Origin of the sequence: Hymenobacter chitinivorans DSM 11115 (assembly GCF_002797555.1) — a bacterium.
GTDB lineage: Bacteria > Bacteroidota > Bacteroidia > Cytophagales > Hymenobacteraceae > Hymenobacter > Hymenobacter chitinivorans.
Genome location: NZ_PGFA01000003.1, coordinates 22,685 through 37,502 on the forward strand (window position 1 = coordinate 22,685; position 14,818 = coordinate 37,502).

Below are 14,818 nucleotides of genomic sequence, written 5' to 3' on the forward strand. Positions count from 1 at the left end.
GCCGGTTGGGGCTCCCAGCCCCTCCGCAAGCAGGTTTTTGCCGGCCACCGGGCATCATTGGGCCCGGGTTGTTCGTTACCTTTGGCATGGCAACTCTCATGAATAAATCTTCCCGACCTGTTTCGCGCCGCCGCGCTACTCCCTGGCGCCGCTATCTGGGCCTGGCCGTGCTGGCCCTGGGAATCGTGAGCGTGGCCCTGTACCTGCGCTACCAGCGCCAGATTCACCGCTACGCCCGCCGCGCTTACGCCAGCTTTACCTTCGGTCAGCTCACGGGCCGCGAAAAAACGCCCATGCTGGCCGGCTACTCGGTGCACGGCATCGATGTTTCGTCTTATCAAGGTAAAATTGATTGGCAAACCGTAGCCGAGCACAACGTGCGCTTTGCCTTCATCAAGGCCAGTGAGGGGGTAACCCTGCGCGACGCCCGCTTCCAGCGCAACTGGAAGCAGGCCCGGGCCGCGGGCATTTACCGGGGCGCCTACCACTACTTTCAGCCCAACTACGACGGGGCCAAGCAAGCCAACCTGTTCACGCGCACCGTGCCCCTGGCGGCCGGCGACCTGCCGCCGGTGCTTGACGTGGAAGCTCCCGAGTTTCACGACGTGGCCGTGATGCGCCGGGGCGTGGGCACCTGGCTGCGGCTGGTGGAGCGGCATTATGGCGTGAAGCCAATTCTGTACTCCAACTACAGCTTCTACAAGCGCCACCTGGCCGGGCACTTCGACGACTACCCGCTCTGGCTGGCTCACTACGAAGTGGAAAGCCCCCAGCTGCCCCGCGACAAGTGGATAATCTGGCAGCACAGCGACGAAGCCTACGTGCCTGGCATCCGCGGTACGGTCGACTTTAACGTGTTTCAGGGTAACTTCGAGAATCTGCTGGCCTTGCGGATTCCAGCCGCCCGGCCGACCAGGCCCGGTAAACCTCACTAACTTAGTCTGGATGACTGTAGCCTTATTTCGCGGTTCTACCGCCCTGCTGCTGGTTGTTGCGCTGCTGAGCAGCTGCGGCGGCAGCAAAAACGCCTTTACTCAGTCGGGTGGGGCCTCGTACTACGCCGATAAGTTCGACGGACGTAAAACGGCCAGTGGCACTACTTACCGGCCCAACAAGCTCACGGCCGCCCACAACACCCTGCCCTTTGGTACGGTGGTCAAGGTCACGAACCCGCGCAACCACCGCTCGGTTAAGGTTACCGTAACCGACCGGGGACCGCACGCCAAGGGCCGCGTCATCGACCTTTCGCGCAAGGCCGCCCGTAAAATAGACATCGTCGACGCCGGAGTGGCGCCCGTGCAGCTCAAAGTGGTGCGGGCCGCGGGTCGGCGCTAAGCGTTTCCTCTCACTTTCTTTAACTCCAGCTGCTGCCGTATGCGCATCCGCAAAAAAGTAAAATGGCTTCAGCCGGCCGAAGCCGACCGGTTTACATCCCTGAGTGCCTTCGTCAAAGCGGCCGAAGCCCAGGGCTGGACCGAAGCCGAAATCCAGTTCGTCATCAACGAAATAGTGGAAGCCCGCGACGAGGTCGAAGTCCACGAAATCTTCCGGGACTACAGCCAGGTTTAGTCCCCAAAAAAGCTCCGCGGCAGCCTGCCGCGGAGCTTTTTTGTGAATGAAAGCAAACCAGCCAAGCTAGTTTTTACGCTTGACCTTGGCCTTGCCCTTGCCATTTTTGGCCATCATCATCAGGCTGTCCTGCTCGGCCTTCATGGCTTTGGTAGTCAGCCGGCCGCTGAGCGACATCATGTCGCCCTCCTGCAGGGTTACGGTGCTGCCGTCGGGCTTGGTCACGGTGCCGTCGGCCATGATTTTGGTGCCGTTGGTCAGGGTCGTGGCGTCGGCCAGGGGGGTGGTGTGGCCCTGCTGGGTTACCAGCACTTTGCCTTCCTGCATCACCACGCCGTCTTTGAGCGTCACGCCTTCCCGCACCACAACTTTTTGCTTGGGTGCCACGGCCCGGCGGGGCGCTACTTTGGTTTGAGCCTGGGCGGCAAAGCCGGCGACGGCCAGCCCGAGCGTCAACAGAAATGAGAAACGAAGCTTCATACGTGAGCCATTAAAGTGAGAGAGGTAGAGCTTGGTAGCGGTAGTGTAAAATACAAAAACCTGGCGAAAGTTCCGGCCCCGCCCGCAACAACCAACTTTTACCGGCTGGCGTTAAAAACAACTTCTCTTGTCCTTCGTCCACTCATTCCCTTACGTCAAGCTCCACCACATGACCAATCAGCCAACGACCCCGAACATTTACGCCGAGTTCAAGCAGCAAGTCAATATGACGGCGGCGGAGCTGGAAAAGTGGCTTACAACGGAGGAATCCAAATCGGTGGGGCAGAACGATGGCGACGGGGAAAGCATCGGCCACAAGTCGGGCCGCCACATCATCCAGATTCTGCAGAAGAAGAAAGCCGACCTCACCGCCGAGGATGAAGCCCACATGCGCAAGGTTCACGCCTATATTAGCCGCCACTTGGCCCAGGGCCCGCACGCCGACAAAGAACATTCGCGCTGGCGCTACTCCCTTATGAACTGGGGCCACGACCCACTGAAGAAATAACCTTGGCCGTGCGGGCCCCGCCGAACTGCACCTTCGGCCCGGCCCGCACGGCCAAGCTGCCACCCGCACATCCATCATGGACTACAAAGACTATTACAAGATTCTGGGCGTCGAAAAAAACGCTACCACTGACCAAATCAAGAAGGCTTACCGCAAGCTGGCCCGCCAGTATCACCCCGACGTAAACCCGAACGACCCGAATGCGGAGCGTAAGTTCAAGGAAGTAAACGAGGCCAACGAGGTGCTCAGCGACGAGGAAAAACGCCGCAAGTACGACCAGCTCGGGGCCGACTGGCAGCGCTACCAGCAGGCCGGGGCCGGCCGGGGCGGGCAGCCCGGCGGCGGGGGCTTCGACTGGTCGCAGTACACCCAGGGCGGCGGCGGTTTCGAAGGCTTTGGCGGGGGTGGCAGCAATGACCCGTTCGGTGGGGCTGACTTTTCTGACTTTTTCAGCTCCATCTTCGGCGGGGCCGGCGGCAGTCCGCGGCCGGCGGCCGGCCAGGACTACCAAGCCGAGCTGGAGCTGACCCTGGAAGATGCCTATCAGGGCGGGCCCCGCACGCTGACCGTGAACGGCAAAAAGCTGCGCATCAACATTCAGCCCGGCGTGGAAGACGGGCAAACCATCCGCCTGCGCGACCAGGGCGCCCCGGGCCGCAACGGTGGGCCCAGCGGCTCGCTCTACATCACCATCCGGCTGCAGCCCGACGCACGCTATACCCGCACCGGCGCCGACCTGACCATGGACGTACCCGTGAGCATCTACAAGGCCCTGCTGGGCGGCGAGCAGGTGGTGGACACGTTTTCGGGGCCGGTTAAAATCAAGATTAAGCCCGAAACCCCGAACGGCACCCGGCTGCGGCTGCGCGGCAAGGGCTTTCCGGTGTACAAGCAGGCCGGGCAGTTTGGCGACCTGTACCTGCGCCTGACCCTGACTTTGCCCCAAAACCTGACCGAGGAAGAAAAAGCGTTAATCCAGCAACTGGCTACTCTCCGCAACGAAGCTTAACTGCGTTATGGAAACCAATGTCCTCACCATCACTCTGCTCGAATGCTCGGCCCAATACGGCCTGAGCGAGGCCGACGTCCGCGAGTTTGTTGACCTGGGCCTGCTCGATGATGCCCCCGGCGTGCCGGGCGCCATCCACGGCGAAACCGACCACCTAGCCCGCCTGGCCCGCCTGCACCACGACCTGGGCATGAGCAAGGAAGCCATTGACATCATCGTGGCCATGCGCCGGCGGCTGGTGGCCTTGCAGGAGGCTCTGGCCCAGCAAACGGCCCGGGCCGCCCAGCTCGAACGGTTTCTGCGCGGCTCGGGGCCCACGCTCGAAGCCGATTTGTAAGTGGGTGGCCCAGTTTGCGTTACACCATATCCACGGCCAGAGCCAGGGCGCAGCCGGCCACGGTAGCCGCCAGCTTGGGCAGGTTGAGGTGGTGCTCGGGGCTGGTTTCAAACAGGATGGTGGTGGAGACGTGCAGAAAGTTGCCGGCCACCAACCCCAGCAAGCCCGCATACCAACCACCCCGCAGCAGCTCTTCCAGCACCACGTAGTTGCTGACGACAACACCTGCCGGCCCGGCCAGCGCAAAGATGATCAGGTAGGGAAAGGCCCGTTTAAAGCTGTTGAGCCGCAGCAACAGGGCCGCCATCAGGGCAAATGCGGCCGGAACGTGGTGCAGAGCAATACCGGCCAGAATAGCGTAGAAGCTCTGGCCCACCCCCGCCGCATCCGGCGACTTCACCAGGATGCTGCCCTCCAAAAAGGAGTGCAGCACGAGCGAGAACAACAGCAGAAACGGCACCCGTCCGGCGTGGGAGGTGTGGTAGTGCACGTGCCCGTGCTCCACGCCCTGCGAAAAAACCTCCAGCAGTAGCTGCCCAAAAAAGCCGGCCAGCACAAAGTATCCAATGCGGTGACTAAACTCCGGACCCACGCTCAGGGCCTCCGGCAGCAGGTGCATGATGGTCAGCGTGAAGAGGTAGGCGCCGCTAAACGCCAGCAGCGGCTTCATCCACACGGTGCGGGCCGTTGGCACGAGCCGAGTCAGCCACCCGGCCCCCAGCACGGTCAGAAACAACAGAAAAACGGCAAACCACATAGGCGTTAATGTGCTAATGTGCTGATGTGGAAATGTACTGAGCCTTGCTTGTAGCAGTAGTCTGTATATCAAGCATTAGCACATCAGCACATTTCTCCCATTCACCACATTAAAATCTATTTTTTCAAAACGAAGATCATACGGGGGCTGGTCTTTTCGTCGTAGGGGCCCAGGTGGTAGTCGCCCAGCACTTCGGCTAGGCGCAGGCCAGCCATGTGGAAGTACTCCTCAAACCGCTCCTGGCTCAGGGCCCGCACCCGCTCCTGGTAGTGCTGCTGCTGCCCGTCGCGGTCCACGAAGCTGATTTCCTTGACGATAAAGTCGTTGTCGAGGTGGCGGCGCAGGTGAAAGGTGATGTCGTCCACGGTTTTTTCTTCCCGGGCCACCAGGCCGCGCACCGTCAGCTCGGTGTTCATGAAGTCGATGACCATCTTGCCCCCGGGCCGCAAGGCCGCCGCCGCCGAGCGGAGTGCTACCACGTTTTCGGTTTCGTTGGCGAAGTAGCCGAAGCTGGTAAACAGGTTGAAGATGAAGTCGAACGGACCGTAGGGCAGCGGGTCGCGCATATCGTGCACATGAAAGTGCAGGTGCTCGTGGGCGTACTGCTGGGCGTGGGCAATACTTTCCGGCGACAAATCCACGCCGGTTACGTCATAACCCTTCTCACTCAGATAAATAGCGTGCCGACCTTTGCCGCAGGCCAGATCCAGCAGGCGGGTCGTGGGCTTAGGATGCAGGTGGGTGAGCAGCTCGTCGATGAATACCCGGGCTTCGGTGTGGTTTCGGTCCCGGTAGAGCAGGTGGTAATAAGGCGAATCAAACCAGGTACTAAACCATTCGGCTTCGGATTGTGGCATTCGGAAAGGAAGGAGGTAAGCGGAATGGTGGGCGGAGCTAAGCGCGGCGGCAGTTCAGGCAGACGCGCAATTTTGCAACAATGTTACAAAAAGCCATCGACTTTAAGTTGGCGCCCACGTCTGAGCCCGGTGAACGCTGGGCTCTTATAAAAGAAGTTGACCCCATCTGGGGCGCCACCAACAACCTGTTGGGAGCACCCGCAAATGGGGTCAGGCATCTGATAACGAGGAGGATACTACTCCTCCTTCATTTTCTCAGCGGGCTTTTCGTCGTTGTCGTGCAGGGTTTCGGCGGGAGCCGGAGCGGCTTCCTTGGCCTTGGTGCGGTCTTCGGCTTCACCGTTGGCCGAGCGGGCCGCTTCGGCGTTGGGGTGGCGGTCCTTCTCAAACTCTACGTCCGAGCTGATGGGCGCGGCAATGGCGCCGCCCTTGGCCTGGTTGGGCTCATGCTCCGTGCCCAGGTCGAAATTATCGCTCGAGCGGGTGCCAGGAGCTACCTGATCCACGGATACTTTGGCTTCCGGACGCAGGTCCGAGGGTTCGCTGCTGCAGGCGTTCAGGGCCAGGGTGGCCACGGCCACGGCGGAGAGCAGAAGATTTTTAGTCATGTTCGTAAAGAGTTGAAATGCTAAGCGTTGGGGCCGATGACCAGCCCGGTACCGGACTTTTACCGGCGGCCTTACCTGCTTCGTACCAGAGTACTGTACCGGCGTGGCCGGGTCAAAGTTACGCGGAAGTTGGGCTCGTCGGCGCGGGAGCGGCCGGAGATTGGGCCGGCAGCAGGTTTTTGCGGCGCAGCATCGAGTCAAACAGCTTGATATCGTTGGGCGAGTTGAAGATGCGCAGCGGGAAGTGCAGGAAGATCGGCACGTTGAAAGTGCGGGCCATCCAGCCCTTGAAGCCCTTGAGTTCATCGGCCGCCGCGGGGGGCTGCAGCCACAGCAGGTAGGCGTCGTTGTCGCGCCGGGCCTGCCCAATCATGTCCCAGGTCAGGCCCATGCCCTTGGTGTCGCTCTGGCGCAGAATCACCTGGCGGTTGTCGATTTCGTAGTGCATGCGCTCAAACAGGGCCTTGCTTTGCTCCATCTGGGCCACGCCCGTAATCTGGGCCGAGCGCAGCAGCACAAACAGCAGCGTGAGCAGCACGGCCGCCAGCAGCCACCACCACGAGGGCCAGATAATAGCGGGCAGCAGGCCTAGGGCCAGCGGAATAAGCGCGTACCACCACTCCTTGCGCCACACCTGGGCCATGGCCATGCGGGTGTAGGTATCGGTGTCGAGCTGGTATTTCTTGGTGCGAATGGCCATGGGCGCCGGCCCCTGGGCCTGCCGGTAGCCACCGCGTTGATTGGGTTGTTGCATCTTGGGGGTAATGTGCTAATGTGAGAAATGTGCTGATGTGCTAATGAATATAGTGGCGGCCAATGAGCAATAACGCATTAGCACATCAGCACATTCAACCACATTAGCACATTAATTTAAAATGCTTTCAGGCTCAAATCCAGGCTTTTGACGGAGTGGGTCAGGGCGCCGACGGAGATGAAGTCCACGCCGGTCTGGGCGACGTCGGCAATGGTTTGCTCGGTGATACCGCCCGAGGCTTCGGTGGGGAAGCGGCCGGCAACAAGCGCTACGGCTTCGCGCAGCAGGGCCGGGGCCATGTTGTCGAGCATAATCCGCTCGACACCGCCGATTTCAAGCACTTGCTGCACCTCGGCCAGGGTGCGGGTTTCGACCACGATGGGCAGCTGCCGGCCCGTGCGCGTGAGGTAGGCCTGGGTGGCCTCGATGGCCGCACGGATGCCGCCGGCGTAGTCGACGTGGTTGTCTTTGAGAATAATACCGTCAAAAAGTCCGTAGCGGTGATTTACGCCGCCGCCGATGAGGACGGCCCACTTTTCGCAGATACGGAAGTTAGGCGTCGTCTTGCGGGTGTCGAGCAGCTTGGCCTTGGTGCCGGCCAGCAGGCTGGTCAGGTAAGCCGTTTTGGTGGCAATGGCGCTCATGCGCTGCATGCAGTTGAGCACCAGGCGCTCAGCTGTCAGGATGCTCTGGGAGCGGCCTTCCACGATGAGGGCCACGTCGCCGTGCTTCACCAGGGCCCCGTCGCTGAGTAGCTCTTCCACCTGCAGGTCGGTATCGACTTCGCGAAAAATCAGGTGGGCCAGCTCCACGCCCGCCAGCACGCCCGCGTCTTTTACCAGCAGATGGGCCCGGTTGCGGGCCTCGGCCGGAATGGAGGCCAGGGAGGAATGGTCGCCGTCGCCGATATCCTCGGCCAGGGCCGTCCGAATAAAGGTGGTAAGGGCTTCGGGAGTCAGGTAGGATGGGTTTTGCACGGTGCAAAAATAGAAAAAGGCCCCGACATGCGCCGGGGCCTTCCTCAGAAACCAGAAAAACAGTTGGCCGCCTTTAGGCAACGCTTCTGTTAGAATAAGTAGCTTTTTTTCAAATTCTTAGGGCTACCGGTGGGGCTAAACGACTTATTCCTTGGTGAAATCAATTGTGTCAATCACCAGGCTGCCCTGCGCCGACTTCATCTTGACGAACATCCGGTAGGCCCCGGTTTTGCTGACGTATTTGCCAACCGCGTAGGGAGTTCCTTCGTTACTACCACCGTAGTGGACAAAGTCGAACCCGGCGGGGGAGTTTTTGGCGAAGAAGTCTTTCATCACAAACTCGGCCTGGGTGGAGCTGTAGCTTTGCTTGTCCCCATCGAAGCTCAGCTCGACCGTCGACCCAAAGTACTGGGACAGTTCCCGGGACGAGCCGCTGCGGATGGCATTGCGGACCGGCGTGAAGGCTTCACCCTGGGCCAGTACCGTTACGGAAAGTAACAAGAACCAGACGACGGTAATAACCTGAAAAATGTTGCGTTTCATACTATATGTAGGGAATGTATCATGCAGTTCGCGAAAACTATGCCAAGTAGGCATGGTTTATCTAAATGTCCCTACAGCCGGTCGCCACGGCTCTAAGTTAACCCAAACCAACAAAATGTGCACGTTCCGACCCGTGCCCTTATCTTTGCCCCTATGAATAAACAGGTATTGCTGGTGATTTTGGACGGGTGGGGTTTGGCGCAGAATACGGAAGTATCGGCTATTGATAAGGCCAATACTCCGTTTGTCGACTCACTGTTTCAACGTTTTCCCCACAGTAAGCTGCAGGCCTCGGGCGAAGCCGTGGGCCTGCCCGACGGGCAGATGGGCAATTCGGAAGTCGGCCACATGAATATCGGGGCCGGCCGGGTGGTGTACCAGGATCTGGTGCGCATCAACAAATCCATCCGGGAGCGGAAGCTGGGCTCGATGCCGGCGCTGGAAAAAGCCTTCGAATACGCCCGCACCAACGGCAAAAACCTGCACTACATCGGGCTCTTGTCGGATGGCGGGGTGCACTCCCACATCGAGCACCTGAAGGCCCTGTGCACCCTGGCTCATGATGCCGACGTGCACAAGGTGTTTATTCACGCCTTCACCGACGGCCGCGACACCGACCCCAAGGGTGGCGTCAACTACGTCAATGACCTGGAGCAAAGCACGGCCCGCACCGGCGCCAAGATTGCCTCCATCGTGGGCCGCTACTACGCCATGGACCGCGACAACCGCTGGGAACGGGTGAAAGTAGCCTACGACCTGCTGGTGAACGGCAAGGGCACCCCGTCGCAAAACCTGATTCAGAGCATGCTGGACTCCTATAAGGACGGCGTGACGGATGAGTTCTTGAAGCCGATTGTGAAAGTCGGGGCCGACGGGCTGCCGCTGGCTACCATTCAGGAAGGCGACGTGGTAATCTGCTTCAACTTCCGCACCGACCGGGGCCGGGAAATCACGCAGGCGCTGACCCAGCAGGATTTCCACGCTTTCAACATGCACCGGCTGAACCTGCACTACCTGACCATGACCAACTACGACGCCACGTTTGTGGGCGTCACCCCGATTTTCGAAAAGGACAACCTCGAAAACACGTTGGGCGCGGTATTGGAAGCCAACGGTAAAAAGCAGATCCGCATTGCCGAAACCGAGAAGTACCCCCACGTCACGTTCTTCTTCTCGGGCGGCCGGGAGGTGGAATTCGACGGGGAAACCCGGCTGATGCGCGCCTCCCCCAAGGTGGCCACCTACGACTTGCAGCCTGAAATGAGTGCCTACGAACTGCGCGACGCCCTGGTGCCCGAGCTGCAGGCCAAGTCGGCCGACTTCGTGGTGCTCAACTTCGCCAACCCCGACATGGTGGGCCACACCGGCGTGTTTGAGGCCGCCGTGAAAGCCGTAGAAACCGTGGACGCCTGCACCCGGGACGTGGTAACGGCCGCCCTGGACAGCAACTACGCCTGTATCATCATTGCCGACCACGGCAACGCCGACATGATGATAAACCCCGACGGCAGCCCCAACACGGCCCACACTACCAATCTGGTGCCCTGCATTCTGGCCGATGCCGACTACGAGGGCACCCTGGCCGACGGCAAGCTGGGCGACATTGCCCCCACGGTGCTGGCCTTGATGGGCCTGCCCCAACCGGCCGATATGACCGGCACCTCGCTGCTCCAACCCGCTGCCGCTTCCACGAATGCGTAAAGCACTCTGGGCCGCCGCCTGCCTGCTCCTGACTACGGCCTGTGGTCAGGAGCCGGAAGCTACCCGTGCGGGGCAACCGGCGCGCAAGCCGCTGTACTTCGACGTGAAGGGCTTTCTGGACAACCAGGCCGCTTTGCTCACCCAGCGCCAGCCGGCCGTAGAAAAGCGGGTGACCCTGCGCGACGGGCAAGTGGAAACTACCCGGGTCGAAAAAGTGGACTGGAGCAAGGAGCTACAGATTTTCTACCAGGCCGACATCAATAAGCCGGCCCTGCGCGGGGCCTACGAAGCCGTGGCCGCCCCGGCCGGTGACACTGTAACTACGGCGAAGCTCTACCGCCGCAAAGCCGGAATTGAGAATATCGTGGACCAGCTGCGGATTGAGGAAACGGACACGCAGGGTGGTAGCATCGAAGCCACTCTGACCCAGGACAACCCGCTGTTTTTCTCGCGCAAAGTATTGGCGCTAAACTATCAGAACGGGCTGCTGAAATCGTACCGGGTTCGGGGCGTGCAGAAGCTGGTCATGTTCGACACGCTGCGCTATTCGGCTACGGTTACGGTATTGCCTTAGCGGGGGTACTAATCCAGATACGGCTCGACGCGGGCCACGGCCGGCTTGCCTTCCGTGAAGGTGGCCGACACGTTGTTGGCCCGCTCGGTGTCCCGAATCTGAACCTTGGCGCAGGAGCCGCCATTTTGCCGGGTCGAGGCGTCCAGGGTCTGGCGCAGGCGCTGGCCGTAGCCGGGGCGGAAGTTGGTAATAACGGCCCGCCGCAACAGCCGCTGCTCGGGCAAACAGTAGAATTCGAACTGGTTGCCCTGATGCTGCAAGGTTAGAATGGTGTCGGTCTGGCCCTTCTCGTGCACATTGGCCAAACACCTCCGCGACACGACCTTGGCCCCGGCCCGCAGCAGCTCATCGGTGGTCAGCTCGGCGCCGAAGGGTTGCCCGGCCAGCGTATCGTTGGTGGTAACGCAGGTAGCGCGGGGCGTTACGGCCCGGGCCACTGTGCGGCGCTTGGGCGTGGTGGGCGGCCCAGCCTGGGTGCGGCTGGTGGACCTGTCGTCGCCGAAGTCGGGCCCGGTGCTCATGGCGGCGCATACTGCCAGGGCAGATACGAGTTTGACCGACGAAAGCAACAGAGCAGATAACATAGCGCGAAAAGGCCTTTGCTGCTTCTTACGCAAATGCTTAGCGCTTGGCCTGCCGCCCGCCCGATTTATTTCCGGGGCTTAGCCTTCAGTGCCCATGAGGGTGACCACAATCCAGCGGCGGCCGCCATTTTTGCGGTGCTCCCCCAGATATACACCCTGCCAGGTGCCCAGGGCCAGTTCGCCGTTGGTAATCGGGATGGTGACCGAAGTGCCCAGCGTAGCCGCTTTCAGGTGGGCCGGCATGTCGTCGGGGCCTTCCTGGGTGTGCAGGAAGTAGGGCGCATTTTCGGGCACGGCCCGGTTGAAGTACTGCTCGAAGTCGTGCCGCACGGTGGGGTCGGCGTTTTCGTTGATGCTCAGGCTGGCCGAGGTGTGCTGGATAAAGAAGTGGACCGTCCCGATTTTGATGCGTTCCAGCTCGGGCAGCTCGGCCACCAGCACGTCGGTGATGAGGTGGAAGCCGCGGCGCACGGCGGGCATACGCAGGCGTTTCTGAATCCAGATCATAGGGGCAGGCTAACGGTTTTTGCGTTCGTAGGCGCCGGGGTCGGGCGTGTTCAGGTCGCGGGGGCGGCCCAGCAGGTCGGTAGCTACCTCACCAAAGGGCCGGGCCGTATTGCTCGCGGCCGAAAGCGTATCGAGGTTGTAGTCGAACCTATCGGCAAACTGACCGGCGGGCCGCTTAAACTTGGGGTCGGTGTTAATCAGGTTGCCCGGAAACGACGTCTTGTAACGCTGGGTACGCAGCACGCTGTTCTGGATGGTAAGGTCGGCATACTCGTTGCCGTTTTGGAAGAGCAGCTCCTCCGGCACCGAGCCCCAGATAATGGAGTTGCGGATACTGATGCGCGTTACGATGGGCAGTTGGGTCCACTTGGCCACCGGCTCATTGGAGAAAGTCAACGACTCGGTTTCGCGCCGGAACTGGGGCGTGAAGTTGGCAATGGTGCAGAAGTTCAGGTTGAACGTGCCACCCGAAAGGCCGAAAATGGCGTACTCGCCGCAGTTGGTAAACAGGCAGTTGGTCAGCGTGTACTCGCCGGCAATGCTGAGCACGCCGGCTCCCTCGAAGGCCTGGGCGCTGGCGAAGGAAAGGCGGGAGCCGGAAATGTTCCTGAGAATGGTATTCTCCACCGTCACCCGGGGCCGCGGCTGGCGGTTGCCGGGATTGTAGGTGAGCAGGCCAAAGCTCGAATTCTTGATTTCGGCGTAGCGCACCACGTTGTTGCGGCTGCTCACCGAGTCGAACTGAATTCCGGCCCACTGCCCGGGAATTTCATTGTAAAAAGCCTCCAGCCGGTCGCCGGAAAAGCGCACGATGTTGGGGTCGGTGGGCTTGATTTCGCCCCGGGGCGCGTAGTCGGGGTTTACCCGCAGGGTGCCTTTCACAACGATGGCCGCCCCGGCGTGGGCATACACCCGGGCGCCGGCCTCAATGGTGAGCACGCAGCCGGCCGGTACCAGCACCGAGCCGGGCAGCACGTGGGGCTTGGCTTTGGTCCACACTTCATTGCAGGCCAGCACGCCGCGGTGGAAAAAGGCGTTCTGCCCGTAGGCCACCAGCTCTACCTGCTGGTCGTTGCCGTTGGTTTTGAACCGGAGCTGGTCGGCAATCAGGAAGGGCTTGCCCTCGGCCTGGGCGCCGGGGCCCAGCTTGGCCCGCACCAGTACCAGCAAACTGTCCTTACCCCGGATTTCGACGTTATTCGCCAGCGGGCCACCGTCGCCGTTGACGATGATGGAATACTCCGACACGGCCGGATTCGCGACGCTGATCTGCTCCACTTTCACCGCCCGGCTGTTGCGGTTGTACACCCACAGCCGCTTCGTGACGGTGCCGACCTGGGTAAAGACCGTGTCGAAGAGCACCGTATCGGTCGAGAATTCGAGTTTGGCGCCGGGGTCGGTGGTCAGCAGGTCCTCCTTCGGCTCGCAGCCCGGCAGCACGGTCAGCAGGCAGGAGAAGACGAGCAGCAAGGGTAGCAGAAAGCGCATAGCGGCAATGTGGATCAGGTAAAAACAAGGCATCCTGAGCGACGGGAAGGACCTTGTGCCAGTGGAACGACTTGTTCGAACAGGGTAAGGTCCTTCGCGCGGCTCAGGATGACAAACGGATTATAGTACAGCTTAGTGCGTTACGGTTACGCCACGCCTTCCTGCAGGCGCTCGGCGCTTTCGGCGATGCGCAGCTGCTCCACGAAGTCGTCGATGTTGCCTTCCATCACGCTGGCCAGGTTATAGACCGTGTAGCCGATGCGGTGGTCGGTCACCCGGCCCTGGGGGTAGTTGTAGGTGCGGATCTTGTCGGACCGGTCGCCGCCGCCAATCATGCTCTTGCGCTGGGCACCTTCGGCTTCGTTCTTCTTGGCCAGCTCGATTTCGTAAAGGCGGGAGCGGAGTACCTGCAGGGCCTTGTCGAAGTTCTTGAGCTGCGACTTCTGGTCCTGGCACTGGGCCACGAGGCCGGTGGGCAAGTGGGTGAGGCGCACGGCCGAGTAGGTCGTGTTAACCGACTGACCACCGGGGCCCGACGACATAAACAGGTCCTTGCGCACGTCGTTCATGTCGATCTGGACGTCGAGCTCCTCGGCCTCGGGCATTACCACGATGGAAGCCACCGAGGTGTGAATCCGGCCCTGGGTTTCGGTGGCCGGCACCCGCTGCACGCGGTGCACGCCGCTTTCAAACTTGAGCTTGCCGTACACGTCCTCGCCCTTCACGGCCAGGATAATTTCCTTGTAGCCGCCCGAGGTGCCTTCGGTGGCGTCCACGAGTTCCATTTTCCAGCCCATGCGCTCGGCAAAGCGCATGTACATGCGCTGCAGGTCGCCGGCGAAGATGGCCGCTTCGTCGCCGCCGGCCCCGGCCCGAATTTCCATGATGACGTCCTTCGAGTCGTTGGGGTCTTTGGGAATCAGCAGCTCCTTGATGACGGCTTCGAGGCGCTCCTGCTCGGGCAGCAGCGTTTCGAGCTCATCTTTGGCCATCTGGCGGAAGTCCTCGTCTTTCTCGGTGGCAATAACTTCGCGGGCACCCTCGATGTTGGAGAGCACCTGCTGGTAATTCTTATACTCGGCCACGATTTTGCCGAGGTCCTTGTACTCTTTATTCAAGGTCTTGTAGCGCTTCATGTCGCTCATGGCCTCGGGCTGCATCAGCTGCTCGTTTACGTCTTCGTAGCGCTGGCGAATGGCCTCCAGTTTATCTAGCATCTTGCCTTCAGGGAATTGTATTTGCGTTTGCAAAGGTAAGGAAACAAACACGATGAACCCGGCCCCGCGTTCCAGGTAACCGATAGAATATAGGGTGGAAGCTACATTGGCCGCCCCGAGCTGCCCGCCGGTGGTGGCGAAGCACTAAACAGGGCCGCCCGCACCGCCGGTACCGGTGTGAATGATCGTAGGGACGGTGTGAACGAAGGTAGAGGCGGTGTGAACCATCGCAGAGGCGGTGGAAATGGTCGCAGGGACAGTGGAAACCATCGTAGGGACGGTGGAAATGGTCGCAGGGACAGTGGAAACCATCGTAGAGACGCCGGCAATGACCGTAGAGACGGTGGA

The 14,818-nt window shown here is 60.8% G+C and carries 19 protein-coding genes; 8 read left to right on the forward strand and 11 right to left on the reverse strand.

From position 1 onward, the window contains the following. Nucleotides 1–98: 98 nt before the first annotated feature. The 3 genes from CLV45_RS17140 to CLV45_RS17150 are packed head-to-tail and all read left to right on the forward strand — an operon-like array spanning nt 99 to nt 1,569. The gene (locus tag CLV45_RS17140) at nt 99–935 is read left to right on the forward strand and encodes a glycoside hydrolase family 25 protein (protein WP_157807605.1); all 837 of its coding nucleotides are present in this window, start codon (nt 99–101) and stop codon (nt 933–935) included. Between the two features lie 10 nt (nt 936–945). Further along, on the forward strand, nt 946–1,335 hold the full coding sequence (locus CLV45_RS17145) for a septal ring lytic transglycosylase RlpA family protein (RefSeq protein WP_100337711.1): 390 nt from the start codon (nt 946–948) through the stop codon (nt 1,333–1,335). A gap of 39 nt (nt 1,336–1,374) precedes the next feature. Then, the gene (locus CLV45_RS17150) at nt 1,375–1,569 is read left to right on the forward strand and encodes a hypothetical protein (RefSeq protein ID WP_100337712.1); all 195 of its coding nucleotides are present in this window, start codon (nt 1,375–1,377) and stop codon (nt 1,567–1,569) included. Nucleotides 1,570–1,635: 66 nt separating this feature from the next. Here the strand turns inward: CLV45_RS17150 and CLV45_RS17155 are convergent, their stop codons facing one another. Further along, the gene (locus CLV45_RS17155; protein WP_157807606.1) at nt 1,636–2,049 is read right to left on the reverse strand and encodes a DUF6799 domain-containing protein; all 414 of its coding nucleotides are present in this window, start codon (nt 2,047–2,049) and stop codon (nt 1,636–1,638) included. Nucleotides 2,050–2,218: 169 nt separating this feature from the next. Between CLV45_RS17155 and CLV45_RS17160 the strand changes: the two genes are divergently transcribed. The 3 genes from CLV45_RS17160 to CLV45_RS17170 all read left to right on the forward strand — a co-directional run bounded on the left by CLV45_RS17160 (nt 2,219) and on the right by CLV45_RS17170 (nt 3,903). Then, on the forward strand, nt 2,219–2,557 hold the full coding sequence (locus tag CLV45_RS17160) for a DUF3140 domain-containing protein (protein ID WP_100337714.1): 339 nt from the start codon (nt 2,219–2,221) through the stop codon (nt 2,555–2,557). Nucleotides 2,558–2,633: 76 nt separating this feature from the next. Further along, complete coding sequence (locus tag CLV45_RS17165) at nt 2,634–3,566, forward strand: DnaJ C-terminal domain-containing protein (protein ID WP_100337715.1); 933 nt, start codon at nt 2,634–2,636, stop codon at nt 3,564–3,566. 7 nt (nt 3,567–3,573) lie between these two features. Further along, nucleotides 3,574–3,903, forward strand: coding sequence for a hypothetical protein (locus tag CLV45_RS17170; RefSeq protein ID WP_100337716.1), 330 nt, complete (start codon nt 3,574–3,576; stop codon nt 3,901–3,903). 19 nt (nt 3,904–3,922) lie between these two features. Here CLV45_RS17170 and CLV45_RS17175 read toward each other — a convergent pair whose 3' ends face one another. The 6 genes from CLV45_RS17175 to CLV45_RS17200 all read right to left on the reverse strand — a co-directional run bounded on the left by CLV45_RS17175 (nt 3,923) and on the right by CLV45_RS17200 (nt 8,399). Continuing rightward, nucleotides 3,923–4,660, reverse strand: a complete 738-nt coding sequence (locus CLV45_RS17175) for a ZIP family metal transporter (protein ID WP_100337717.1) — start codon at nt 4,658–4,660, stop codon at nt 3,923–3,925. Between the two features lie 116 nt (nt 4,661–4,776). Continuing rightward, nucleotides 4,777–5,517: an SAM-dependent methyltransferase gene (locus CLV45_RS17180; protein ID WP_100337718.1), complete on the reverse strand. Its 741-nt coding sequence runs from the start codon at nt 5,515–5,517 to the stop codon at nt 4,777–4,779. Between the two features lie 236 nt (nt 5,518–5,753). Next, nucleotides 5,754–6,125: a hypothetical protein gene (locus CLV45_RS17185; protein WP_100337719.1), complete on the reverse strand. Its 372-nt coding sequence runs from the start codon at nt 6,123–6,125 to the stop codon at nt 5,754–5,756. Between the two features lie 118 nt (nt 6,126–6,243). Continuing rightward, complete coding sequence (locus CLV45_RS17190; RefSeq protein WP_100337720.1) at nt 6,244–6,879, reverse strand: hypothetical protein; 636 nt, start codon at nt 6,877–6,879, stop codon at nt 6,244–6,246. Between the two features lie 116 nt (nt 6,880–6,995). Continuing rightward, a complete protein-coding gene (gene nadC, locus CLV45_RS17195; RefSeq protein ID WP_100337721.1) occupies nt 6,996–7,856 on the reverse strand; it encodes a carboxylating nicotinate-nucleotide diphosphorylase in 861 nt (286 codons plus the stop codon). A gap of 144 nt (nt 7,857–8,000) precedes the next feature. After that, nucleotides 8,001–8,399, reverse strand: coding sequence for a DUF4783 domain-containing protein (locus tag CLV45_RS17200; RefSeq protein WP_135396634.1), 399 nt, complete (start codon nt 8,397–8,399; stop codon nt 8,001–8,003). A gap of 153 nt (nt 8,400–8,552) precedes the next feature. Between CLV45_RS17200 and gpmI the strand changes: the two genes are divergently transcribed. Both gpmI and CLV45_RS17210 read left to right on the forward strand, forming a co-directional pair. Continuing rightward, nucleotides 8,553–10,100, forward strand: coding sequence for a 2,3-bisphosphoglycerate-independent phosphoglycerate mutase (gene gpmI, locus CLV45_RS17205; protein WP_100337723.1), 1,548 nt, complete (start codon nt 8,553–8,555; stop codon nt 10,098–10,100). Further along, on the forward strand, nt 10,093–10,674 hold the full coding sequence (locus CLV45_RS17210) for a hypothetical protein (RefSeq protein WP_100337724.1): 582 nt from the start codon (nt 10,093–10,095) through the stop codon (nt 10,672–10,674). The genes gpmI and CLV45_RS17210 overlap by 8 nt, the downstream gene beginning before the upstream one ends. Nucleotides 10,675–10,682: 8 nt before the next feature. On the opposite strand, the gene CLV45_RS17215 is transcribed toward CLV45_RS17210, so the two are convergent. The 4 genes from CLV45_RS17215 to prfA form a co-directional block, all read right to left on the reverse strand. Then, nucleotides 10,683–11,258: a hypothetical protein gene (locus CLV45_RS17215; protein ID WP_157807607.1), complete on the reverse strand. Its 576-nt coding sequence runs from the start codon at nt 11,256–11,258 to the stop codon at nt 10,683–10,685. 78 nt (nt 11,259–11,336) lie between these two features. Continuing rightward, entirely contained in the window at nt 11,337–11,765 is a 429-nt protein-coding gene (locus CLV45_RS17220; RefSeq protein WP_211289963.1) for a secondary thiamine-phosphate synthase enzyme YjbQ, read from the reverse strand. Between the two features lie 9 nt (nt 11,766–11,774). Next, a complete protein-coding gene (locus CLV45_RS17225) occupies nt 11,775–13,286 on the reverse strand; it encodes a hypothetical protein (protein WP_157807608.1) in 1,512 nt (503 codons plus the stop codon). Nucleotides 13,287–13,399: 113 nt separating this feature from the next. Further along, entirely contained in the window at nt 13,400–14,470 is a 1,071-nt protein-coding gene (gene prfA, locus CLV45_RS17230) for a peptide chain release factor 1 (protein ID WP_100337727.1), read from the reverse strand. Between the last annotated feature and the right edge of the window lie 348 nt (nt 14,471–14,818).